Source organism: Flavobacterium hydrophilum (assembly GCF_003202405.1).
Taxonomy (GTDB): Bacteria; Bacteroidota; Bacteroidia; order Flavobacteriales; family Flavobacteriaceae; genus Flavobacterium; species Flavobacterium hydrophilum.
The window spans coordinates 778,733-803,821 of sequence record NZ_QJHL01000001.1 but is presented as its reverse complement, the minus strand read 5'-3'; the positions used below and the strand labels follow the sequence as shown (position 1 = coordinate 803,821).

The 25,089-nt window shown below is 35.6% G+C and carries 16 protein-coding genes; 10 read left to right on the top strand and 6 right to left on the bottom strand.

All coding sequences use genetic code 11. The features are described 5' to 3' along the window. Positions 1-77: 77 nt before the first annotated feature. From DMB68_RS03330 to DMB68_RS03305, 5 genes are all read right to left on the bottom strand, one after another. Positions 78-1,193, bottom strand: coding sequence for an endo-1,4-beta-xylanase (locus DMB68_RS03330; RefSeq protein WP_110345239.1), 1,116 nt, complete (start codon positions 1,191-1,193; stop codon positions 78-80). A gap of 76 nt (positions 1,194-1,269) precedes the next feature. Further along, on the bottom strand, positions 1,270-2,430 hold the full coding sequence (uxuA, locus tag DMB68_RS03325; RefSeq protein ID WP_110346332.1) for a mannonate dehydratase: 1,161 nt from the start codon (positions 2,428-2,430) through the stop codon (positions 1,270-1,272). Positions 2,431-2,624: 194 nt separating this feature from the next. After that, the gene (locus DMB68_RS03320; RefSeq protein ID WP_110345238.1) at positions 2,625-3,362 is read right to left on the bottom strand and encodes an SDR family NAD(P)-dependent oxidoreductase; all 738 of its coding nucleotides are present in this window, start codon (positions 3,360-3,362) and stop codon (positions 2,625-2,627) included. A 10-nt stretch (positions 3,363-3,372) separates the two neighbouring features. Further along, positions 3,373-5,538: an alpha-glucuronidase family glycosyl hydrolase gene (locus DMB68_RS03315; protein WP_394335916.1), complete on the bottom strand. Its 2,166-nt coding sequence runs from the start codon at positions 5,536-5,538 to the stop codon at positions 3,373-3,375. A gap of 296 nt (positions 5,539-5,834) precedes the next feature. After that, positions 5,835-6,866, bottom strand: coding sequence for a LacI family DNA-binding transcriptional regulator (locus DMB68_RS03305; RefSeq protein WP_110345236.1), 1,032 nt, complete (start codon positions 6,864-6,866; stop codon positions 5,835-5,837). A gap of 243 nt (positions 6,867-7,109) precedes the next feature. Here DMB68_RS03305 and DMB68_RS03300 point away from each other — a divergent pair, with 243 nt between their 5' ends. The 10 genes from DMB68_RS03300 (at position 7,110) to DMB68_RS03255 (ending at position 23,918) form a co-directional block, all read left to right on the top strand. After that, the gene (locus tag DMB68_RS03300; RefSeq protein ID WP_110345235.1) at positions 7,110-9,737 is read left to right on the top strand and encodes a glycoside hydrolase family 3 protein; all 2,628 of its coding nucleotides are present in this window, start codon (positions 7,110-7,112) and stop codon (positions 9,735-9,737) included. 50 nt (positions 9,738-9,787) lie between these two features. Continuing rightward, positions 9,788-11,833, top strand: coding sequence for a transketolase family protein (locus DMB68_RS03295; protein WP_110345234.1), 2,046 nt, complete (start codon positions 9,788-9,790; stop codon positions 11,831-11,833). A 305-nt stretch (positions 11,834-12,138) separates the two neighbouring features. Next, entirely contained in the window at positions 12,139-12,714 is a 576-nt protein-coding gene (locus DMB68_RS03290; RefSeq protein WP_110345233.1) for a hypothetical protein, read from the top strand. Positions 12,715-12,716: 2 nt separating this feature from the next. Then, a complete protein-coding gene (locus DMB68_RS03285) occupies positions 12,717-14,834 on the top strand; it encodes a cation:proton antiporter (protein ID WP_110345232.1) in 2,118 nt (705 codons plus the stop codon). Between the two features lie 112 nt (positions 14,835-14,946). After that, positions 14,947-16,380: an FAD-dependent oxidoreductase gene (locus DMB68_RS03280; protein ID WP_110345231.1), complete on the top strand. Its 1,434-nt coding sequence runs from the start codon at positions 14,947-14,949 to the stop codon at positions 16,378-16,380. A 69-nt stretch (positions 16,381-16,449) separates the two neighbouring features. Beyond that, a complete protein-coding gene (locus tag DMB68_RS03275; RefSeq protein ID WP_110345230.1) occupies positions 16,450-17,127 on the top strand; it encodes a response regulator transcription factor in 678 nt (225 codons plus the stop codon). After that, the gene (locus tag DMB68_RS03270; protein ID WP_110345229.1) at positions 17,120-18,385 is read left to right on the top strand and encodes a sensor histidine kinase; all 1,266 of its coding nucleotides are present in this window, start codon (positions 17,120-17,122) and stop codon (positions 18,383-18,385) included. The genes DMB68_RS03275 and DMB68_RS03270 overlap by 8 nt, the downstream gene beginning before the upstream one ends. 63 nt (positions 18,386-18,448) lie before the next feature. After that, entirely contained in the window at positions 18,449-20,860 is a 2,412-nt protein-coding gene (locus DMB68_RS03265) for a TonB-dependent receptor domain-containing protein (protein ID WP_110345228.1), read from the top strand. A 213-nt stretch (positions 20,861-21,073) separates the two neighbouring features. Further along, positions 21,074-23,032: an LTA synthase family protein gene (locus tag DMB68_RS03260; protein ID WP_110345227.1), complete on the top strand. Its 1,959-nt coding sequence runs from the start codon at positions 21,074-21,076 to the stop codon at positions 23,030-23,032. A 4-nt stretch (positions 23,033-23,036) separates the two neighbouring features. Then, positions 23,037-23,918 (top strand): diacylglycerol/lipid kinase family protein, encoded by an 882-nt coding sequence (locus DMB68_RS03255; RefSeq protein WP_110345226.1) that lies wholly within the window; start codon positions 23,037-23,039, stop codon positions 23,916-23,918. A 73-nt stretch (positions 23,919-23,991) separates the two neighbouring features. Here DMB68_RS03255 and DMB68_RS03250 read toward each other — a convergent pair whose 3' ends face one another. Continuing rightward, positions 23,992-24,756, bottom strand: a complete 765-nt coding sequence (locus DMB68_RS03250; protein ID WP_110345225.1) for a phosphatase PAP2 family protein — start codon at positions 24,754-24,756, stop codon at positions 23,992-23,994. Positions 24,757-25,089: the final 333 nt, after the last annotated feature.

Sequence of the window (25,089 nt, the reverse complement as noted above, 5' to 3'; positions counted from 1 at the left end):
TTAAGCTCAAAATTTATTTTTAAAATTTATCTTAGACATCATAATCTGTATGTAATTATTAAAAATCTATCGAAAAATTATTCTTTTGTTTCTTTTAACTTCATTACACTTTGGTATGCTTTTTTAGGTTTTAAGTCTTTATCAAATAATAACGGGTAATTTGTCCTTCCTCTTATTGGCCAGTCATTTAACCAGGACTGTCCGTCATGAACTCCCCAAAATGTTACGCGGCTGATTTTATCTTTATGTTTCACAAACAGTTTAAAAATAGAAGCATAACGTTCAGCCAGTTTCACCTGAACAGAATCGGGAAGTTTTTCCGGATACGGATTCATTTTAGCACTCCCTTCAAAATTTTGGTTGACATCGGCACCTTTTAAATCCCAGGGATTTGGTAAAACGGTAATATCTAATTCTGTAAAGGCAACTTTTAAACCCAACGCAGAATAGGCCAAAATACTTTCTTCAATCGTCTCAATAGAAGGACTCTCTAATCGCCAGTGGGCCTGAATTCCTACTCCATCGATCTTCCCTCCCCCGGCTTTGATTTTTTTGATCAAATTAATATTTCCTTCTCTTTTGGAAGGCTCTTCATTATTGTAATCATTATAATACAAATCAACTTTTGGATCAGCGGCAGCAGCAAATTTAAAAGCGTCAACGAGATATTGCTCTCCAAGTGTATTAAAAAAGACCGATTTTCTTAAGGTTCCATCTTCATTCAAAGCCTCATTTACAACATCCCACGAATCAATTCTTCCTTTATATTTAGAAACAATTGTCGTAATATGGTCTTTCATAAAAGCTTTCATTTCTGTACTATCTTTAATTTCAGTCATCCAGGGAGCCAGCTGACTATGCCATATTAAAGTATGACCATGAATAAACATTTTATTCTTCTCGCCATAGGCAACAAACTTATCAGACAACGCAAAATCATATTTGTCTTTTGCAGGATGCACAAACATTGACTTCATGATATTTTCTGCCGTTATAGCATTAAACTCTTTTTTGATTAAAGAATCTTCTTTGGCATTTTTTTCTTCAATTTGATTCGCATCTAAAGCAGTTCCGATATAAAAATCTTTTTTATAACTGTCTTTCAATGAAATAGCAGTTGTTTCTTTTTTTGCATTACAGCTGCTCAAAATTATCAGAGGCAAAAGCAGTAAATAGTGATTAATTAATTTCATTCTTATTGGTTTAAAGTTGATAGTTATTTTTAAGTTCTCCGATTGATTTTATTACTTATATTTAAATTTACAGCAATTACTTTAATTTATAGGCAATCCCCATTTCAAGTCCCCTGAGTTCAGACAGGCCTTTTAGTCTTCCTGTCAAAGAATAGCCAGGATACGTTTCTTTTTTTTCATCCACAGCATGCAAAAAACCATGATCCGGACGCATTGGCAAACTCACATTTCTTTTATTCATCAATAAAAGCAGTTTTTCTACAATGACTTCCATCTTAGTATCACCTTCTAAATGTGCGGATTCTCTAAAAATATTCTCACTTTCGTGGAAAGTATTCCGAAGATGCAAAAAATGGATTCGGTCTCCGAAATCATCAATGATTTTTTCCAGATTATTTTTTGAATCTACACCGAGTGATCCTGTGCAATAACAAAGCCCATTTGCATGTGAAGGCACGGCTTCAAAAATCGTTTTAATATCTTTTTCTGTCGAAACAATTCGGGGCAAACCTAAAACCGAAAACGGCGGATCATCGGGATGTATTGCCAATTTAGAACCACATTCATCCGCAACCGGAGTTATTTCTGATAAAAAATAAATCAGGTTTTTTCTTAGTTTATTATTATCAATTTCAGCATAATTATTTAAAAGCGATAGAATCTGTTCTGCAGTAAAATTGATTTTACTGCCCGGCAATCCTAATAGAACATTTTTAAAAAGTAATGCTTGCTCTTCTTCAGAAAGTTTATTTCCGAATTGCAGCGCATTTGCTTTTTCATCATCAGAATAATCATTTTCAGCATTGGGCCTTTTCAGCAGAAAGACATCGAAATAAGTAAAAGCCAGCTGATTGTATAACAGCGCCCTGCTACCGTCTTCATTAATAAAATTATGATCTGTGCGAACCCAGTCTAAAATGGGCATAAAATTATAAGTGATTATTTTAATCCCACAATCAGCCAAATTTTTTAAACTGATTTTATAGTTTTCAATGTATTGTAAATAATTTCCAGATGCGCGTTTTATCTCTTCATGAACCGGCAGACTTTCTACAACAACCCATTCTAATCCTGCCTCTCTGATAATTTGCTTCCTTTCTTTAATATTTTCTATTGTCCAGATTTCCCCAACCGGAATTTGATGCAAAGCCGTTACAATTCCGGTTGCACCAGCCTGTTTTATATCAATTAAAGTAACAGTATCCTGAGGACCAAACCAACGCATGGTTTGTTTCATTTTTATCATAGTGTATTCTTTTAATCTCGCAAATATGTTATTTTTTTTGTTTCACGCAGATTTTGCAGATCCAGCAGATTTTAATCCTTTAATCTATGGTTTTAAAACAAAAACTTCACTACTTTTTTACTTACTACTTTTTTACTTACTACTTTTTTACTTACTGCTTTGTCACTTTGTTACTTTGCGAACTATTAAAAACCAATACTATTTCCGCCATCAACAGGCAAAATAGTTCCGGTTGTATATTTTGATTCGCTTAAAGCGAAATAGTAAACCGCATCAGCAATATCCGATGGTTCTCCCAGAAATCCCATTGGCGTTCTCCCCAGCACTTTATTTTTTCTTTCGAGATCATTATCAAGCGCTGTAGAAGACATTTTTGTTTTGATGAATCCGGGCGCAATACAATTAACACGAATTCCGAAAGAGGCTAATTCTACCGCCATTGCCCTTGTCATCGATTCGATTGCACCTTTACTTGCAGAATAGGCTATTACTTTTGGAATGCCGTATTGTGAAGCCATAGAACTAATATTGATGATACTTCCGCCATTGTTTTCTTTCATGTTTTTTACAACAGCTTTACTTACTGCAAAAACACTTAAAAGATTGGTATGAATTACAGATAAAAAATCTTCATCGGTCACATCCCAAAACTCTTTTTTAAGATTGATTCCCGCATTATTTACCAAAATATCGATTGGATTCTCTTTAATTAATTCGGCAATCATAGCCGGAATTCCTGCAAGATCATTTAAATCATAAATAACCGGAAATGCATTTGGTCCAATCTCTTTGCAGGCATCTTCTGTTTTATCTTTTGATCTTCCAATTATATAGGTTTTAATTCCGTTATCACATAATTTCTTTGCTGTTGCAAAACCTAATCCAGAGTTCCCTCCGGTTACGATCGCTGTTTTTGAACTCATATTTTTTAATTTAATTTCCCGGTGCAAAAGGGAATTTTAGTGATTTAAAATAATCTAAAGATTGAGTAGCCTTCTCCACTCCAACCGGCAATTCTTTACCTGAATATTGTTGAAAATAAAGCAAACACGCATCCCGCCACCATTTTGCTTCTTTATATTGAATTTCTAATAACATCTGAACTTCTTTGAAACGCTCCTCATCAACATATTTTTCGGTTTTATTCCAGGTATTTTGCATATTTTTTACCTGATCAACTCCCTCCTGATACTTTAAAGCCAAGCCATTCCAAAGCGTTTGACCATTCTTTAATTTATAATTCCAGTCAAGATGATGAAACCACAATAAATCTTTTTCAGGACAGGTTTCTACATTATCAAATAGCTTTTCTATTTCCGGAGCATATTGCGCTGTAGCATTTGTTCCGGTTTTAGAGCGGTCAAAGCCAATTCCGTTTTTATCTGCTTTGTGATAATATACCGGATTCCATTCCGGCCTTGACAAATTAGAAACCCATGGACCCGGACCGTAATGGTGTCCTGTATCCATAATATGATGTAAACCAAGAGGCGTCATATAATTGACAACAGCTTCACGTGATTCAATCATCATTGCTGTAATCGGTTTAATGAAATTTTCATCGTTCGAAAATGTACATCTTAACCATTCATCAGCAATAACTTCTGAATCTAAACCTGGGTTCCATGCCAGTCTTCCAAAGCCATACCAATTCGCCTGCGCAAAGGGATGTCCGGTCCAGTTCAAATCATTTCCAATATTGGAAACTCCGGCAATTCCCGTCAGTTTTGTTTTAGTTAAAGTCCCATCAATCACTTTAGCAACCGTTGTTCCTTTTCCTTTTTGATAAGTATCAGCTTCTAAAACTTCCTGAAATAATTTAGGAAGAAAAACCAAATGTGTACTAAAACCTAAATATTCCTGCGTAATTTGAAACTCCATCATCAAAGGCGTTTTAGGCATAGCACCAAACATAGGATGAAAAGGTTCACGGGGCTGAAAATCGATCGCTCCATTTTTTACCTGAACAATCACATTATCTTTAAATTTTCCATCATAGGGAACAAATTCGGCATAAGCTTGTTTAGCTCTGTCATTGGCATCATGTTCTGAATATACAAATGCTCTCCACATAATTACACCTCCAAAAGGTGCTACTGCATCGGCCAGCATATTTGCTCCATCAACATGATCTCTTCCATAATTCTGTGGCCCGGGCTGTCCTTCCGAGTTTGCTTTTACCAAAAATCCACCAAAATCCGGAATTCTTTTATAGATTTCTTTCGCCTTATTTTTCCACCAATTCACTACATCAGCATCTTTTGGATCAGCCGTTTTTAAACCTCCAATTTCAATAGGTGCTGAAAAACGGGCTGTTAAATACACTTTTATTCCGTATGGCCTGAATACGTTAGCTAAAGCTTCAACTTTCTCTAAATATTGTGGTGTTAAGATTAAGGCATTTGCATTTACATTCGTCAAAACTGTTCCGTTTATTCCAATCGATGCATTTGCCCTCGCATAATCTATATATCGCTGATCAATAAAATCAGGCAGTTTTTGCCAGTTCCACAAAGAGAAACCGGCATAACCACGTTCGACAGTACGATCTAAATTATCCCAGTGATTTAAAATTCTGATATTGGTTTTAGGCGTATCAATAATGTTTAGATTCTGTATTGATTGATTTATCTGAATCAATCTCAAAAAGCCATAAACGCCATATAAAACTCCAACATCTTTTTTTCCTGTAATGACAATATGATTTTTACTCTTTATAGAAACTGATTTTATAATAAAACCTTCTTCATTTATCTTTTCGAAATCAGAACCAATTAATTTTATAATTTCAGGACTTAATGCCAATTTTGAACCTACAATTATTTTATTGTCTCCTTCTAATTTTGTTACAGTCTGAATTTTGCTGCCTAACATATTGATCAAAGCCGTCTGTAATTCATTTTTAGCAATTTTCAATGTTTCTGTGTTTTCTAACACTACTATTCCTTTAATATTTGACAGATAACCTGAAATCATTTTCAAATCGGTTTTCTTTTCATATTGCAGCCATAATTTGTAATCCTTTTGAGCTAATGCCGGACACATAACTCCAAAAAATAAAATGATAAATCTGAAAAAAGTCTTTTTTATATGTGGCATTTTCTTCTTGTTTTATATTTTAAGTCAATACAGATACTAATTTTATCAAAAACAGTATTTTTAATAAAATAATTGCCAAAAAAATACATTATTAAAAATATTTTTAAATTCGCAATCGGTTGTGCTAAAATACAAAAAATAGGTAATAAAAAAATAAAAATCGTTTTTTTTATCATTAATGGCAAATATTAACCATAAAAAAACTCACTGTTGATATCATAAAGAGCATGTTAATTATAATAAAAAAACCTGCTAATACAAAGTCATTAGCAGGTTAATAAATATTCAAAAAAGTACTATATCTTCCTCGATGATTCCCGTATTAGTACTTGTGTATTTAAAAATGTAATTTCTTTAGCATCTTCTTCCTTAACAGATTTTAAATTTTTGATAATTAATTCTGCAGCAGCTTTACCCATTTTCTCAGCGGGATGGGTTATAGTAGAAATATTAGGTTCAATTATTTCTGAGATAGGATCATTATTAAAGCCTATTACGGCAAACTGATCAGGGACTTTAATTCCTCTCTTTTTGGCAGTCTGCACAGCACTTACCGCAAGAATATCACCTGGAGCAAAAAGCCCGTCAGGGGCAGTTTTCAAATCAAATAATTGATTACAAGCCTTTACTCCTGCTTCATAAGTCATTTCTTTTAAACTAATAATCAAATTATCCTGTACTGGAATGTCATGCTCTATTAAAGCGTCTATATAACCTCTTTTTCTCTCATTGTAAAGATTACCAAATTCTGACACCGCAGTCAAATGTGCAATTCTTTTACACCCCTGTTCTATAAGGTGTTTAGTGGCTTTATAACCCGCTAAATAATTATTGATTACCACCCGAAAAGTATCGTAATCTTTAGGAACCCTGTCAACAAATACTAATGGAATGTTATTATTGGAAAATTGTTTAAAATGTGAAGTATCTCTGGTTTCCATTGCCAGAGAGCAGATAACCCCGCTTACACGGTTACTGTATAAAGATTTAGCCAAATCAACCTCCATCTGATATGAATCATGGGACTGCATAATAATGACTGAATAATCAGATTTTTGAGCAGCAATCTCAATACCACTGATCAGAGATGATAAAAATGGCTGTGTGACTGTTGGAATCAAAATTCCAATGGTTTTTGTAACATTACCACGAAGACCTGCTGCCAAAGTGTTAGGAACAAAACCCATTTCTTTCGCTGTCTGCTTTACTTTTTTTATTGTCTTGTCACTGATACTGTGATGATCTTTTAGAGCCCGTGAAATTGTTGATGCCGCGAGATTCAGTTTTTCTGCAATATCATAAATCGTTACGTGTCTGTGTTCTTCCATGAATTAAAGTACTAAATCTGTAAAAGTACTTATTTTAATGATATAACAACCGATTCTGCATCTATTTAGGATATTATAAGAATTATTCTGAAAATACAACTCATCTACATAGTAAATTATTATTTTTCAAAACATCTGATTCAACATAATTTTTTTATTATAAAAAAAAGTTATTTCTTTACACAATCGGTTGTCTAATATGAGCTAAAATAAAATTAAAGCATTTACTAAAACTTAAGCATAATGAAAACAAAAAAAATCATACATATAATTGTAATGATCATTTCATGTTATTGTTCAGGACAAGAAAAAGCAGATAGATTCCTTTTTCAAAATACCAAATTAACCTTTGAAGAACGGGTAAATGATCTGGTTGGCCAATTAACATTGGAAGAAAAAGTATCACAGATGCTAAATTCATCACCAGCAATTCCCAGACTCGCAATACCCGCCTATGACTGGTGGAATGAAACTTTACATGGTGTTGCCAGAACTCCTTTTAAAACGACAGTTTATCCTCAGGCAATAGCCATGGCGGCAACATTTGATAAAAATTCACTTTTTAAAATGGCCGATTATTCAGCACTTGAAGGAAGAGCCATTTATAATAAAGCTGTTGAATCAGGCCGCACCAATGAACGCTATTTAGGACTCACCTACTGGACACCAAACATTAATATTTTTCGTGACCCACGCTGGGGACGCGGACAGGAAACTTATGGAGAAGATCCGTATTTGACGAGCGTTTTGGGAGATTCCTTTGTTAAAGGCTTACAGGGAGATGACTCTAAATATTTAAAAGCTGCTGCATGTGCCAAACATTATGCCGTACACAGCGGACCTGAATCTTTGAGACATACTTTTGATGTTGATGTCACCCCTTATGAACTTTGGGATACCTATCTTCCTGCATTTAAAAAACTAATAACCGAGTCTAAAGTAGCCGGCGTTATGTGTGCTTATAATGCCTTTAGAACACAGCCGTGTTGTGCAAGTGATATTTTAATGACGGATATTTTACGAAATCAATGGAAATTTAATGGTTATGTCACCTCTGACTGCTGGGCAATCGATGATTTTTTCAAAAATCATAAAACACATCCAGATGCTGAATCTGCTTCGGCAGATGCTGTTTTTCACGGAACAGATATTGACTGTGGTACTGATGCATACAAAGCTTTGGTTCAGGCTGTAAAAAATGGAAAAATCAGCGAGGAACAGATTGATATTTCAGTAAAACGTCTTTTTATGATTCGTTTCAGACTTGGGATGTTTGATCCTGTTGAAATGGTAAAATATGCACAAACTCCTGACTCAGTTTTAGAAAGCACTCAACATCAACAACATGCCTTAAAAATGGCAAGGCAATCCATGGTTTTGCTTCGGAATGAAAAAAATATACTGCCCCTGAACAAAAACCTGAAAAAGATTGTAGTTCTTGGTCCTAACGCAGATAACTCCATATCCATTTTAGGAAATTACAACGGAACTCCCAGTAAGCTAACAACAGTTTTACAAGGCATTAAAGAAAAAGTAGGTGCCAATACTGAAGTTTTCTATGAAAAAGCAATCAACTTTACCAATGATACTTTATTAGTATATCAGAATCTTAAAAATCAATATGCTTATGAAGGGAAAGAAGGTTTTAAAGCAGAGTATTACAACAATAAAGACCTGTCCGGAAAGCCTGAAGCTATAAGGACAGAATCAGAGGTCAATAACTTCTGGCAGGAAGGCGAAGTAGTTGTTAAAACTATTAAAGCAAACCGTTTTTCTGCACGTTATACCACCAACTTTACAGCAGAACAGGATGGCTCCATTACTTTTGAAATCAGTGCAGATGATGGATATCGCTTTTTAATAGACGGAAAAGAAGTTATAAATGCATGGGACAAGAACAGATGGGGAGAAAAAACTTTTAAACTAATTACTAAAAAAAATACCGTTTATAAGTTAGTTTTAGAATACTGGCAGGGTGAAGGAAAAGCAAACGTAGCATTAAATACCGGTAATTTTGAAAAAACTGATTTCAAAAAAATAGTCGATAACAATAAAGATGCCGATGCCTTTATTTATGTTGGTGGAATATCCCCTCAGCTGGAAGGCGAAGAAATGCCTGTTAACTTTCCGGGCTTTACCGGTGGTGACCGTACTTCTATACTTCTTCCAAAAATCCAGACCGAGCTTATGAAAGCTTTAAAAGTTTCCGGAAAACCGGTAGTTTTTGTCATGATGACCGGGAGCGCGATAGCCATCCCGTGGGAAGCAGAAAATATTCCGGCAATACTCAACGCCTGGTATGGAGGTCAGGCCTCAGGAAGTGCTGTCTCAGATATACTTTTCGGAGATTATAATCCTGCCGGAAGACTTCCTGTTACTTTTTATAAGAGCGATTCAGACTTGCCTTCTTTTGTGGATTACAGCATGGATAATAAAACGTATCGTTATTTTAAAGGCGAACCTCTTTATGGCTTCGGGTATGGACTTAGTTATACTTCATTTAAATACGACCAGTTAAAAGTTGCTTCAAAAATAAAAAAAGGACAGCCTGTTTCTGTTTCAGTAAGAATAACCAATACCGGAAAAATGGAAGGTGAAGAAGTGGCTCAATTGTATATCGTCAACCAAAATCAATCCATAAAATCACCTTTAAAAAGCCTAAAAGGATTTGAAAGACTTCATTTAAAATCCGGTGAAAGCAAAACGATCACCTTTATACTTTCTCCTGAAGATCTCTCCTCAATTACTGCAGAAGGAAACCTAAAACAATTTTCCGGCAAAATTAAACTTGCTATTGGAGGCTGCCAGCCGGATGAAAAAAATGAAATAAAAAACAATATAGTAACCCAGATTATCCAAATAGACAAATAACAAACCTACTATTTCATAATAACTCAGGATTACAATTAATTAACAAAAAAATGAACAAGACAATAGACCAATTATCAGCAGATAATATTAGAGCATTAGCCATTTCAATGGTAGAAAAAGCGAATTCAGGCCATCCCGGCGGATCTATGGGAGGAGCCGATTTTATGCATATTCTTTATACCGAATATTTAAAATACGATCCAACGGACATGCAGTGGATTTTCAGGGATCGTTTTTTTATGGATGCGGGACATCTTTCGGCTTTGATGTATGCCCAGTATCATTTGTTGGGAAATTATGAAAAAACAGATCTGGAGAATTTCAGGCAATGGGGATCCGTAACCCCCGGACATCCGGAAATTGATGTAAAAAGAGGTATAGAAAATACGTCAGGCCCTTTGGGTCAGGGGCATGTAATGGGTGTGGGTGCAGCCATTGCAGCAAAGTTTCTATCGGCCAGATTTGATAATTTATTCAATCATAAAATTTACGGATTCATAACAGACGGAGGTGTTCAGGAAGAAATCTCTCAGGGTGCAGGACGTATTGCCGGACATTTGGGACTGAATAATTTTATCATGTTTTATGATTCAAATGATGTACAGCTTTCATCAATGACCGATGAAGTTACGACTGAAAATACCGCTATGAAATATGAATCCTGGGGATGGAAAGTTATCACCATCGATGGCCATAGTCATACTCATATTCGTTCTGCCCTGAATGCTGCTCATGCAGAATTGGAAAGACCGACACTGATTATCGGAAGAACTATTATGGGTAAAGGATGTGTAACCGCTGATGGAGCAATGTACGAAGGACAATGTGAACTGCACGGAAAACCGATTGGAGCAACAAAAGCATGTTTTAAATCAACATTACTCAATTTAGGAGCAAACCCGGATGATTCATTTGCTGTTTACGAAGACGTTGCTGCGCATTACAAAAATGTCTTAGCAAGAAAAACAGCAGAAGCAGCAGAGAGAAAAACAAAAATTACTGCCTGGGAAAAGCAAAACCCTGCATTGGCAAAAAAAATCCAACAGTTTTTTAATGGTGATCTGCCGGAACTGGATTTCGGTTCGATAGCGCAAAAGGCCAATTCAGCTACACGTGATGCTTCGGCAGCAGTTTTGGGATATCTAGCTGAAAATGTAGAAAACATGATCGTTTCTTCTGCTGATTTATCCAATAGTGACAAAACAGATGGTTTCTTAAAAAAATCATCGGTACTGAAAAAAGATGATTTTAGTGGTGGATTCCTTCAGGCTGGAGTTGCAGAACTTACCATGGCGGCAATTGCTAACGGAATAGCCCTTCATGGTGGCGTCATTCCCGTTGTAGCAACCTTTTTTGTGTTTTCTGATTATATGAAACCTGCTATTCGTCTTGCAGCTATTCAGGAACTGCCGGTTAAATATGTCTGGACACATGATTCCTTCCGCGTAGGAGAAGACGGACCAACGCATCAGCCAATTGAACAGGAAGCTCAGATTCGATTATTAGAAAAAATAAAAAATCACTCCGGAGATCAAAGTTTATTAGCTTTACGACCAGCAGATGCAATTGAAACTTCGGTTGCCTGGCAAATGGCATTGGAAAACAAAAAAACACCAACCGCATTAATTCTTTCCAGACAAAATATTACAGACATTCCAACTTTAGGAACTTCAAGATTCGAAGAAGCATCTAATGCAAAAAAAGGCGGTTATCTTGTAAAAACTACTGAAAATCCAGATATCACCTTAATCGCCAATGGATCTGAAGTAGCTACTCTTATTGAAGCAGCAGCCGAATTAGAAAGCAGCATTAAAATAAAAATAAACGTAGCTTCTATAATTTCTGAAGGCCTTTTCAGGTCACAGCCAAAAGAATATCAGGAAAGTGTTATTCCAGCAAACGGACTGGTTTTCGGTTTGACAGCCGGGCTTCCTGTTAACCTGGAAAATCTTGCCGGAAGCCGCGGAAAAGTTTTCGGACTGGATCACTTTGGTTACTCCGCTCCTGCCAATATTTTGGATGAAAAATTTGGTTTTACCAGTAAAAATGCCTGCATAGAAATCATAAAATATTTAGAAGCGAGTAAGCAAAACTGAATGAAAATTTAAAAATGATTTGATAGAAAAACAGTTATTCTATTTTAGTAATGAGCCTCCAAATTCATCGATTTGGAGGTTTTTTTATAGCACTATTTTGTTGCTATAAATCACATCAAATTTTTGATAAAATCTTTTGAAATTAAATATCTGAATAACCCAAAAATCAAACGAGGATAAATCTTAGGAGCCAAAAAGCTGGTGCTTTCGCAATTAATTTAGTAACTTGTAGTACCTAAGTTTTATTTTACACTGTTATTGTGTAATTTTTTATTTGAATAAATATAAATCACAAAACCTGTTTCATGAAAAAAAATCTTCTACTACTATTTTTTGCATTCCTGTTTATTTCATGTGAAAACAAAAAAGAACTAGAACTGCAAAACAGAGAAAAAGCTTTGACCTTAAGGGAGGAACAATTAGCTGACAAGGAAGCAGATTACCAGTCGCTGCTTATATTCCGCGACAGCGTTACAGCCTTAAAAGATAGTGTAAATAATCCTGCCGAATCACTAAAAGAATGGCCAAAAACCATTCAGGGCATCTGGAACAGTAAAATGCTTTGCAGGGATTCCAATTGCAACCAGTATGTGATTGGAGATCAGCGAAATGAAACCTGGCAATTTTCATCTGATTCTACAGGTATTTATACTAATGTTTTAAACAACAAAAAACTTGTCCGTGTATTTAAAGCCAGGTATATTGAAGATAAAATACAGCTCGAATTCAACAGTGACAGTATTTCAAAAAATAAAACAAAAATAAATGTAGTGCTTGATGACGTAAAAGATAATGTCATTAAAGGCACTCAGACAATAACGAGGCAAGGTAACTGTACAGCAAGATTTTCAGTAGAACTTACCCTGCCTCAAAAAAAATAATTATGTTATTAAGTATCCAACACGTCAGTCTTCCTGTAGAAGATCCATTACTAAAATTCCTCATAGAACTTATCATAATTTTATGCATTCCACTTTTATTGAATAAAATAAAAGTACCGCATCTTTTAGGTCTTATCATAGCCGGTGCGGTAATAGGCCCAAACGGATTTAACATCCTTGCCCGCGACAGCAGTATTGTAGTAACAGGAACAACCGGGCTGCTTTACATTATGTTCTTGGCAGGACTTGAGATTGATATGGGCGATTTTAAGAAGAATAAATGGAAGAGCATTACTTTTTCACTTTACACCTTTACATTCCCTTTTGTTCTTGGACTCATTGGTGGTTATTATGTATTGCATTTTTCACTTTTAACGTCTGTACTTTTTGCCAGCCTTTTTTCATCACATACGCTTATCGTATATCCGATGGTCAGTAAACTGGGAATTGCAAAAAAACTCGCTGTCAATATTACTGTGGGCGGAACCATGATTACAGATGTGCTTTCGCTAGTTGTATTGGCTGTAGTGGTAGGCATGTCACAAGGTGAAGTCGGGACTTCTTTCTGGGTTAAATTGTCTGTTTCCATGCTGCTTTTTGCTTTAATTGTTTTACTTGTATTTCCAATCATTGCAAGATGGTTTTTCAAAAATGTAGAAGATAAAATTTCACAGTATATTTTTGTTATTGTAATGATTTACCTGGCCTCTTTATTGGCAGAATTGGCAGGAATTGAAGCAATTATCGGAGCCTTTTTTGCCGGTCTTGCACTAAACCGACTTATACCGCATACCTCTTCCCTAATGAATCGGGTTGAATTTGTTGGAAATGCTATTTTTATTCCCTTTTTCCTGATCAGTGTAGGAATGCTGATTGATTTTAATGCTTTTATCCAGAGCTGGGAAACTTTGGGCGTGGCTTCGATTATGCTTGTTGCCTCTATTGGCGGAAAGTATGTGGCAGCTTTTTTTACAAAAAAGACATTCCGCCTTACCAATGATGAGGGAACTCTTATTTTTGGAATGAGCTCTGCTTCTGCGGCTGCTACATTGGCGGCTGTAATGGTGGGCTACAATATCATTTTGTCTGAAAATGAAGCCGGAGAACCTATTCGACTGTTGAACGAGCATGTACTTAACGGAAGTATTTTACTGATCCTGGTATCATGTACCATTTCATCATTTGTTTCAATGGCAAGTGCTCAAAGGATAGCTGATTCTGACAAAGAAGAAACTGTTGCAGGAGCAAGTCATGAAAAAGAAAATATCCTTATGGCACTAAATCAGGAAAATACAGTGGAGAAATTAGTCAATCTTGGACTTCTGATCAAAACACAAACTAATAAAGACGGGCTTTTTGCACTAAACATCATCAATGAAGAGAAAAGCGAATCTTCCTCAAAAAATGCTGAAAAATTACTGGGCGCAGCAGTACATATGGCCGCCGGGGCAGATGTAAAAATCAATCCGATTACGCGGTATGACAATGATGTGGTATCCGGTATAAATAATGTAGTCAAAGAGCAAAATATTACCGATTTGATTATTGGATTGGAAGAAAAAGGCTTTTCATCTTCCTTTCTTTACAATCTCTACAATGGCTATTTACGCAACAAACAAATTAACGTAATTATCTATCACGCCATACAGCCCGTAGCCACTATAAAAAAATATGTAGTTCTCATTCCTGCAAATGCAGAACGTGAGCCGGGATTTTTTCTTTCTCTTCTAAAAGTCTGGAATATTGGCAAAAATTCAGGAGCGAAAATGAGTTTTTATGCCAATGAAAAAACGAACCAAATTTTAAAAAGCATTATTAAAAAAGCCAATATTGAAGCCAGTTTTAATACTATTTCGACATGGCAGGAAGGTCAGGAAGCTGCTTTCAGCTTAGAACAGGATGAAGGTTTGATACTGTTAATGGCAGACAGAGGGATGGAGTCTTATTTTTCGCAAATGCAAAACGTTCCGGAAATCTTAAATAAAAACCTCAGCAACAATAATTACATCCTTATTTATCCTTTTTCAAAAATTGATAATACCGTTACCGAAAAAAGGGCAGTGAGTAATCTTGATGATTTTGCCGACATTGGAAAAATTATTGGAAGGATTTTCAAGTAAAACAATAAGATTTATAACTTCTGTCAACTAATAATCCCTTCTCTTTTATCTTAACTTTGCATTTTTAAAATACCGGTAATAATCATCAAGTAAAAAAGTAGAAGTAGAAAAAGTGGAAAAAGAACCCTTAAACTGGACTATCTGTCAGGAATGCCTGGGACGCGGAAAAAAAAGCCGAAGAATAAGCAAAAAAACACGGCTTCTTTACCAGATTGCATTGGATGAATTTGAAAAAACGCTAGGCAAAGGTACGGCACCGCTTCCGCCGAAAGGAAACCTATATTCATGTCCAGACTGTTCAGGATCCGGGTTACTCGCTACTGCCAATCCTCCTGAAGCTAATGAAGAATATCCGCACATTGCTATTATTGGTGGCGGAATTGGCGGAATGGCTCTGGCTGTTGCCTGTTTGCACCGGGGAATCCCTTTTACACTTTATGAACGCGACAAAGATTTCAATGCCCGATCTCAGGGCTACGGACTTACTTTACAGCAAGCCAGCAAAGCAATTCAGGGATTAGGTATTTTCTCTTTGAAAGAAGGAGTGATTTCAACAAGACATCTGGTTCATACTCCGGAAGGAAAAGTGATTGCAGAGTGGGGAACCAGGAAGTGGATTCAATCAGATATAAAAACATCTTCGAAACGTACAAATGTGCATATCGCACGACAATCTTTACGATTAGCTTTACTTGAGCAGCTCGGAGGAAATAATAAAATACAGTGGGGACACCAGTTACTGGATTTTAAGGAACATGATGATGAAGGTATTGATCTCAGTTTTCAAGTCGACGGAAAAATTAAGAAAGCCAAAGCAGATCTTGTGGTTGGAGCCGATGGTATTCGCAGTTCTGTTCGAAGGCAGTTAATTGGCGAAAACGCTACCTCATTACGTTACTTGGGCTGTATAGTGATTTTAGGTATTTGTCCGTTAAGTGCTCTTCAACATCTTAATAATGCCTTATTAGACTCTGCGACTATATTTCAGACTGCCAATGGCAACGAACGCATCTATATTATGCCCTATTCATCCGGTTCAGTGATGTGGCAGCTTAGTTTTCCGATGTCTGAAGAAGAGGCTAAATTATTAAGTAATAAAGGACCTGGAGCACTCAAAGAAGAAGCATGTCGAAGAACCCAATGGCACGCACCTATTCCACAGATTTTATCGTCAACAGATGAAAATCTGATTTCCGGTTATCCCGTTTATGACCGTGAATTACTTAAACCCGAAGTATTGGAAAAATCAGGACCAGTCACTCTGATCGGAGATGCGGCACACCCCATGAGTCCGTTTAAAGGACAAGGTGCCAATCAGGCTTTGCTTGATGCGCTTACACTGGCACGAATCATCTTTAAAGGATGCAGACCTTTATCTGACTGGAGAAAAGCAGGAATACGAAAAAATGCACTCATGGAGTTTGAATCAGAAATGTTACAACGCAGTGCTGTTAAAGTACAAGATTCCGCAGAAGCCGCACAGTTTCTGCATTCTGAAATTGTACTTCACGAAAGTGATGCGCCGAGAAGATGGTTTAAGAAATAAAATGCAAAAATCAGTCATTCAGAACACTTTTATTCAGTTTTTCTTCAAAATTCATTCGTAAATTGCGACATGAAGATTTTAATAATAGAAGATGAGCGCGAGATTGCGCAAAGCATCAAAGACTACTTTAAAACGAACGGCATTCAGTGTGAAACAGCCGAAAATTATAATTTGGCCGTGACTAAAATTGACAGCTATGATTATGATTGTATATTATTAGACCTTATGCTTCCTGACGGAGACGGGTTTGAGATACTAAAAGAATTAAAATCAAAAAATAAAACGGAGGGTGTTATTATTATTTCGGCAAAAGAAAATCTGGAAACACGCTTAGAAGGCTTCAACCTCGGGGCAGATGATTACCTCACCAAACCTTTTCATCTTGCTGAATTACTGGTTCGGATGCAGGCTCTTATACGCCGGAAAAATTTTAAAGGCAGTAACAGTATTATCTTTAATGAAATTGTGGTCGATATTTTCTCAAAAACGGTAACTGTAAATGATACCAAACTTGACCTCACTAAAAAAGAACTGGATTTACTGCTCTTTTTAATAGGCAACGAAAATAAAGTATTATCTAAATCGGCTATTGCAGAACATCTTTCAGGCGACATGGCCGATATGCTCGACAATCATGATTTTATATACGCGCATATTAAAAATCTTAAAAAGAAACTAACACAAGCCGGCAGCGGAGATTATATCAAAACTGTATATGGTTTAGGATATAAATGGGAAAATGAATAATAAAAAACTACTTCATAAAACCACCAACAGCTTTCTTATTTATGCTGTTATCATATTGCTGACAGCGGCGCCGGTATTTTATTATATCTGTCAGTGGCTTTATATTTATGAAACCGACGAAGTATTGCTTTTTCATAAGGGCGATTTTGTTAACCAAAGCCATCAAAATTATACAGCCAATGATATCGCGGCATGGAATAAATACAACCAAAATGTCAGGATTGTTGCTGATATGGGGGTGAAAAAAGACTCGATCGTAGGCGAAATGCTATTTGAACCTGTTGCCAATGAAAAAGAACCCTTCAGAATTTTGTACGCCCCTGTTGAAATCAACGGAAAAAAATATACCTACATAGAAAAACGCAATCTGGTGGAAATGGAAGGAATGGTTTTTAGCGTCGCAGCCATGTTCTTGTTTATCATTATGATTCTGTTAATTGGAATTATCTGGATTTCAAAACGATTAGCCGAAAAAATCTGGAAACCTTTTTACAACACACTTGGCCAGATACAGGATTTTGAAATTGACAAAAACAATCCGCCGCATTTTATCCCGACCGATATAGACGAATTTGACCGCCTTAACAAAAGTCTGGAACGCTTAATTGAAAAAAATACGGCCATATACAAAAGCCAGAGGGAATTTGTAGAAAATGCCGCTCATGAACTCCAGACTCCTTTGGCCCTATTTCAAACCAAAATTGATACGCTCCAGCAATTAGATTTAACCAGAGAACAATCTGAATTAGTCGCTTCCCTAAACAAAGACGTTTCAAGACTCAACAGACTCAACAAAAACTTATTATTGCTTTCTAAAATTGACAATGAAATTTATCCGGAGCAGGAAACTATAATTTTAAATGAATATATCGAGAAACATCTCGACTTCTTTACCGAACAGGCTCAGGCAAAAAATTTGACGATTAGTACAAACCTTGACAATACCTTAAGCATAAAGGGAAACAAAGCCCTTGCAGAAGTATTGCTTAATAACTTATTTCTGAACGCTATTCGTCATAATGTAAAAAACGGTGTAATTGAGATTGTAACAGAAAATAATATCCTTAAGTTTATCAATACCGGTCCTGAAATACCGCTGACAGAACAGACTATCTTTAATCGTTTCTCAAAAGTAAATCCTTCTTCACAGGGCAATGGGCTTGGTCTGGCTATTATAAAAAAAATATGCGACATCAGCCATTGGGATATTCATTACTCATTTAATGATAATCTGCATATTTTCGAGGTTACCTTCTAAAATTCAAACTTCCTACAGAATCGGTTCTGAGCTTTGTACTATTCTTTTTTTTAAATAGTACGAATGAAACTAAAAACTTTTCTTTTGTTATCTTTTTTACTGATAACAATACTGCAGGCAGCCGCTCAAAAAAAATCTGTAACCATTTCCGGAATCCTAAAAGACAGCAGTTCTAAAATTGGTGTTCCGTATGCTAATATCGTTTTGAAATCTCCAAAAGATCCGAAGATTTTCTTTGGTACGGTAAGCGGCGATGACGGGCGGTTTGCACTTGCAGCTATGAGTTCGGGAAATTATATTTTGGAAATAAGCGTTATCGGTTTTAAAATCAAATCGGAAACCTTATTCATCGGTACACTTTCTGATCATTTAGACCTCGGAAATATCGAAATTGAAGAAGATATTAATGCTTTATCAGAGGTAATTGTGAGCGGAACGACAAAACAGCCGCCCGTATCCATGGATAAAAAAGTATTTGCGGTTGCTGATAATATTACCCAAAGCGGAGGTTCGGTGCTGCAATCTATGCAAAACCTTCCGGGCGTTACCGTCAATAATGGTAAAATTCTGCTTAGGGGAAATGATAAAGTAATGGTTTTAATTGATGGCAAACAAACTGCTCTAACAGGCTTTGGAAACCAATCCGGACTGGATAATATTCCTGCTTCTGCAATCGAAAAAATTGAAATCATAAATAATCCATCTTCTAAATATGATGCAAACGGGAATGCCGGAATTATCAACATCATCTATAAAAAAAATAAACAGGAGGGGTTAAACGGAAAAATAGGCATCGGCTCAGGGTATGGGGCATTATGGGAGCGCCAGAAAAATCTTCCTTCCATCAGGCCTCAATATCAAATGACACCTAAAATCAACCCGAGCCTTTCGCTAAATTACAGAAAAAACAAACTCAATACATATTTACAGGCCGATTATCTTTATACCGAAACACTCAATAAAAATGAGTTTGTTACCCGTACCTACGATGATGGAACTGTAATCAACCAGCAGACCAAACGAAACAGAAATACGCACTTCACCACTATTAAAAGCGGAATCGACTGGAATTACGACGACCTGAATACTTTTTCCTTTTCCGCTCTTTTTGGGAGCGAAAAAATTACAGATCACGGCGACCAGCCTTTCTTCAACAAGGATTATTCCGAGCGTTTACGTTTGTGGCAGTTTTTAGAAGATGAACTCAAAACCACTATCATGGCCAGTGCTTCTTATCAGCATAAATTCAGCCAGGCAGGACGCAAATTAAATACAGGCATTAATTATACGTATCACAGAGAAGATGAAAAGTATTTCTTTGATAATATAATGCCTTCTTTTACAGGCCACGATGCTTTTAAACTGCTTTCGGATGAAAAGGTAATCGACCTCAACTTTGATTATGTTCAGCCCTTAAAATACGGACGTTTTGAGACCGGAGTAAAATTCAGAAGCCGTGAAATCCCTACGAATATGCAATTTTTTCCGGGAGAAAATTCGCCTATTGATGCTGATGCTGGAGGCTGGGCTACTTATAAAGAAATTATTCCGGCACTTTACGGAAGCTATATTTACGAAACCGAAAAGATTGAAGCAGAACTTGGACTGCGTTATGAATATGTTCATCTTAAATACGATGTAAATCGTGATCATCCCACTTATAAAAGTGACGGCTACAGCTATACAGAACCTTTTCCGAGTGTAAAACTTGCATACAAAATCAATAATAGCAATAAAATCACCGCTTTTTACAACCGACGTGTTGACAGACCAAATGAAGTTGATATCCGAATTTTTCCTAAATACGATGATGCTGAAATTATCAAGGTAGGAAACCCCGGCCTGCGTCCTCAATTTACAACTGCTTTTGAAGTGGGCTATAAAACCGATTTTCAAAAGGGATATTTTTTAAGCTCATTTTATTACAGAGTTATAAATGATGCTATTACCCGAATTGCTACAACAGTTCCGGGAAGTCCGATTATTTATAATGTTTTTCAAAATGCTAAGGAAAGTTCTTCTTTTGGTGTAGAACTGGTTTACGCAAAAGAACTCACCTCCTGGTATTCTTTTAATCTGAATGGAAATCTTTATAAAAATACAATAGATGCTTTTACAGTCACCAATTTGTATCCTGTTCCATCCACCCATCACGACGATCTTCAGGAAGTAACTTCCGGGAATTTAAAATGGAACAATACTTTCCTTTTCAGTAAAACACTTTCAGGACAGGTTTCAATGATTTATTTGGCGCCGGATATTATTCCACAAGGAAAAATAGATTCCCGGTTTTCTGCAGATCTTGGTGTAAAAAAGACAGTTCAGAAAGGTAAAGGTGAAATATTTTTAAATGCTACAGATATTTTAAATACATTAGTCTTACAAAAAAAAATAAAAGGAGAAGATTTTAACTATAAAATTAAAGATTATTATGAAACACAAGTAATCCGTTTTGGGTACAGCTATAAATTCTGATTTCATAATAAAAACTAAAATTCAAAATAAATTCAGAATTGGGTTATAAAATTTGCCTTTCTCTAATAACTAATTATGAAATGAGCATGACTCAAAAATTGATCGTAATTGATAATCATCCTGCATGTCAAATAAAATAGTAACTGACGAAACAAACACTAATATGACATGCGAATTACATATGACCAATAAAAAAACAATAAACACCGACATATGAAAAAATTATCTCCTAAGTACGGCAGATATTCACTATTACTGCATTTCGCCATCTGGTTTTTAATCCTTTCGCAATGTTTAAGAATCTGTTTTTTTGTCTGGCAGTATAACGAAGTTTCTCTGAATGTAATTGACTTTTTAAGAACACTTATAACAGGGCTCTTCTTTGATTTGGGAACCGTTGTTTTCATCACTATTTTTGGCATTTTATATTACAGCATTATACCCAATAAATGGATTGGTTCTGTTTTGGATAAAATCCTGATTTATTTTTTTACATCACTCACAGTCTTTGTACTTGTTTTTACTTTTTTTGCCGAATTGACATTTTGGGATGAATTCAAAACACGATTTAATTTCATAGCCGTTGATTATCTGATTTATACACATGAAGTTGTCGCGAATATTAAACAGTCTTACCCGCTTCCGGTTTTAATTGGCGGTGTCTTACTGCTTACTTTGGCATTTTTATTTCTTTTTTATAAAAACAAAGCTTTCACAACAACTTTTAATGCTAAAGCCAGTTTAAAAACCAGACTTTCGGTTTTATTACCCACCGTTTTTACAGCCCTGTTTTTTGCCTTTTTTATTACTAACAATCAGGCAGAATGGTCTTCGAACCGATATAATTCTGAAATTTCAAAATCAGGGATTTATTCTTTTTTTGCTGCTTTCAGAAACAATCAGATGAAATATGTTGATTTTTATACTTCAATTGACAATAATAAAGCATTTGGTATTATCAAAAAGAAACTGGCAGCTCCAAATTCTGTTTATTCTAAAAAAAATTACTCCATCCACAGAAAAATTACGGACAGCCTGCCTTCTCTTAAAAATAAAAATGTTGTTTTTATCCTTGTAGAAAGTCTTAGCGGAAGCTTCCTAAAAGAATTTGGAAACAAAGAAAACATCACGCCATTTTTGGATAGCCTTGCTCAGAAGAGTGTCTTTTTTGAAAATTTATATGCCACCGGAACCAGGACCGTCAGAGGTATGGAAGCCGTAACTTTATGTATTCCTCCTACACCGGGGCAAAGTATTGTAAAAAGACCCAATAACCAAAATTTGTATACAGTATGCAGCGTATTTAAATCCAGAAAATATGACTGTGATTTTTTCTATGGCGGAGATGGCTATTTTGACAACATGAACGCTTATTTTGGCGGTAATGGTTTTAACATTTACGATCGTGGCCGTGGCAGTGTTTTAAGTGACGAAATCAAAACGGTCCGCAATAATATAAACGATGATGAAGTAACTTTTGAAAATGCATGGGGAGTTTGTGATGAAGATATTTTTAATAAAATGCTAAAAGTTGCCGATGTACAATACAAAAACAAGAAGCCATTTTTCAATTTTGTGATGACCACCTCCAATCACAGACCTTATACTTATCCTTCCGGAAAAATTGATATTCCTTCGGGCACAAGCCGTGAAGGTGCTGTAAAATATACCGATTTTGCACTGAAAGCATTGTTTAAAAAAGCCAAAACAAAACCCTGGTTTAAAAACACCGTATTTGTAATCATTGCAGACCATTGTGCCAGCAGTGCAGGAAAAGATGAAATTGACGTAGCCAATTATCATATTCCGGCATTTATTGTCAATCTTCCTCAGGAACAGAATCAAAAAATCACCAGACAATGTTCTCAGATTGATTTATGGCCGACACTGTTTTCACTTTTTCAATGGAATTACGAGTCTGATTTTTTTGGAAAAAATGTATTGGCACCAAAATTCGAAGAGCGTGCCTTAATGGGAACTTACCGAAAATTGGTATTGATGAAAAAAGAAAAAGTAATGATTCTTTCCGACCAGAAAAAGCAGGCATTTTACTCCTGGAACAAACAGGATAACAGTCTGACTAAGATCCCAATGAATCATTCTTTTCTGGAAGAAACGATTTCGTGGTACCAGACTGCCGATTACCTTTTCACCAATAAGCTTTTAAAATAAATTAATGACTTATATTCATTTTATCATAAATCCAATTTCCGGGAGCGGAAAGCATAATCTTTCCGCTTCTTATATTCTAAATCAGTTTCCGAAAGAAAAATATCAGATTCAGGTAGATTATACAAAACAAAAGAAACATGCTCTCGAACTCACAAAAACGGCAATTGCAAAAAAACCGGATTACATTATTGCGTGCGGTGGTGACGGAACTATTAATGAAGTAGCCTCATGCCTAGTTGGAACCTCAATAAAATTAGGAATTATTCCGGTAGGTTCAGGAAATGGGCTTGCATCCAACTTAAAGATTCCGAGAAATTTTGACAAAGCAATTGCTGTCATCAAAAAAGGACATTCAACTGCCATCGATGTGGGGCAATTAAATCATAAATATTTTTTTAGTAATATGGGAATTGGCATTGATGCTCTTATTATCAAAAAGTATGAGCGTGCCGGAAAAAGAACACTTCCGGCTTACATTAAAGCTTCATTATCTGCCAGTTTACAATTTAAACCGCAAAAGACTTTCATCTCTTTTAATAATCAAATTATAGAAACAGATCCTTTAATATTGTTTATATCCAACTCTAACGAAATGGGTTACAATATGAGTCTGACCCCAAAAGCCAGTCTTCATGATGGATTACTGGATATGATTATAATTCCTGAATTATCATTTTTTGAAAAATCAATACTGGGCTATAATGTGCTCAGAAATTCAATTGAAAAATTTAAAAAGGCTAAACATTATCCCGTAAAAGAAATTCAAATTGAAATGCCTTCTAAAATTTTTATTGATGCCCAGATTGACGGAGAACAATACAATTTAAAGACTAATAAGTTAAACGTTACTATACTTCCGTCAGCACTTCACGTTTTGGCAGATTAGAAAATTAACAGTATTCCCACAGATAAAGATTATTTTTATCTGTGGGGAATTTATTTTTTAATTTTATATCAATCTAAAATCGTCTGACAAAACTGCATCCTAACTCTTTTCCGTTATAAAATGGCATAATCATCGAAGTCGTTTTATTCTCTTTAGAAGATTTAAAAACCTTGTTCTGCAGGTAAGGATAAATCCAATAAGCGGTTTTCGTAGATAGTATTCCTATACCGGCACCCGCAACAACATCTGTAAGCCAATGCCTGTCATTGTACATTCGAAACATTCCGGTTGCAGCTGCTACTGCATATCCTGCCACACCATACCAGATTGACTGGTCTTTGTATTCCTGGTACATAAATTCGGCACCGGCAAAAGCAGTAGCAGTATGCCCTGAAGGAAAAGAATTATTAGAAGATCCATCTGGTCTTTCAACCTTGGTAATACTTTTTAAAGCAAAAACCGAAGCGCTCATCATTAAATAAGAACTGGCTAAAATAATAGAGCGATCTTTTAAGTTGTTTTTCCCTTTAATACCAAAAGCATTTAAACCATAAACAGAAGCGGCAGGCGCCCATTGAGAGAAATCATCAATAGATATTTTATGATCAATATCCTCATTTACTTCCTCTTTAATTTCTGTATTATATCCCTTTAGCTGATCACTTTCTAAACCAATAAAACCATAACCTATAAGAACTCCGGGAATGATTAATTGTTTGTAATTAAACTTTAAGTTGTGTATGGTATCTTGTACCGCTATTGTATCACTTTTTGTGTTCTGTGCACAAATACAAATGGAGATCATACCAAAAATGAATAAAAGGAACGTTTTTAGCATTTTAAATAAATTTAGAAATTAATAATACACTTGTGAATAAAAAAAGTAGTTTTTCCCCATGGAAACTGATTATTAAGTTCAAAATTTCGTTTAATGTGAGATCAGAGAAAATAAGAAGTAAAAGAAATACTGCCTCTAAAACTGATTATTTAAAGACAAAGTTGCATATCAATTTTGAAGAAATTCTGTATTTATATAGTAAGAATAAAAATATTAAGTAAAGTTGGTCATAAAAACAAAAAAGCCACTCAAATGAGTGGCTTTTGGTGTGATCCCAGAAGTTTTCGATTCCATCCCTTATAGGAAAAACATGATTTTGTTTCGAATTTGAAA

What these genes read in the sequence shown, in the direction of transcription:
- DMB68_RS03330 (WP_110345239.1), bottom strand. Translation starts at nt 1,193, where the DNA reads ATGAAATTAATTAATCACTATTTACTGCTTTTGCCTCTGATAATTTTG.
- uxuA (WP_110346332.1), bottom strand. Translation starts at nt 2,430, where the DNA reads ATGAAACAAACCATGCGTTGGTTTGGTCCTCAGGATACTGTTACTTTA.
- DMB68_RS03320 (WP_110345238.1), bottom strand. Translation starts at nt 3,362, where the DNA reads ATGAGTTCAAAAACAGCGATCGTAACCGGAGGGAACTCTGGATTAGGT.
- DMB68_RS03315 (WP_394335916.1), bottom strand. Translation starts at nt 5,538, where the DNA reads ATGCCACATATAAAAAAGACTTTTTTCAGATTTATCATTTTATTTTTT.
- DMB68_RS03305 (WP_110345236.1), bottom strand. Translation starts at nt 6,866, where the DNA reads ATGGAAGAACACAGACACGTAACGATTTATGATATTGCAGAAAAACTG.
- DMB68_RS03300 (WP_110345235.1), top strand. Translation starts at nt 7,110, where the DNA reads ATGAAAACAAAAAAAATCATACATATAATTGTAATGATCATTTCATGT.
- DMB68_RS03295 (WP_110345234.1), top strand. Translation starts at nt 9,788, where the DNA reads ATGAACAAGACAATAGACCAATTATCAGCAGATAATATTAGAGCATTA.
- DMB68_RS03290 (WP_110345233.1), top strand. Translation starts at nt 12,139, where the DNA reads ATGAAAAAAAATCTTCTACTACTATTTTTTGCATTCCTGTTTATTTCA.
- DMB68_RS03285 (WP_110345232.1), top strand. Translation starts at nt 12,717, where the DNA reads ATGTTATTAAGTATCCAACACGTCAGTCTTCCTGTAGAAGATCCATTA.
- DMB68_RS03275 (WP_110345230.1), top strand. Translation starts at nt 16,450, where the DNA reads ATGAAGATTTTAATAATAGAAGATGAGCGCGAGATTGCGCAAAGCATC.
- DMB68_RS03270 (WP_110345229.1), top strand. Translation starts at nt 17,120, where the DNA reads ATGAATAATAAAAAACTACTTCATAAAACCACCAACAGCTTTCTTATT.
- DMB68_RS03265 (WP_110345228.1), top strand. Translation starts at nt 18,449, where the DNA reads ATGAAACTAAAAACTTTTCTTTTGTTATCTTTTTTACTGATAACAATA.
- DMB68_RS03260 (WP_110345227.1), top strand. Translation starts at nt 21,074, where the DNA reads ATGAAAAAATTATCTCCTAAGTACGGCAGATATTCACTATTACTGCAT.
- DMB68_RS03255 (WP_110345226.1), top strand. Translation starts at nt 23,037, where the DNA reads ATGACTTATATTCATTTTATCATAAATCCAATTTCCGGGAGCGGAAAG.
- DMB68_RS03250 (WP_110345225.1), bottom strand. Translation starts at nt 24,756, where the DNA reads ATGCTAAAAACGTTCCTTTTATTCATTTTTGGTATGATCTCCATTTGT.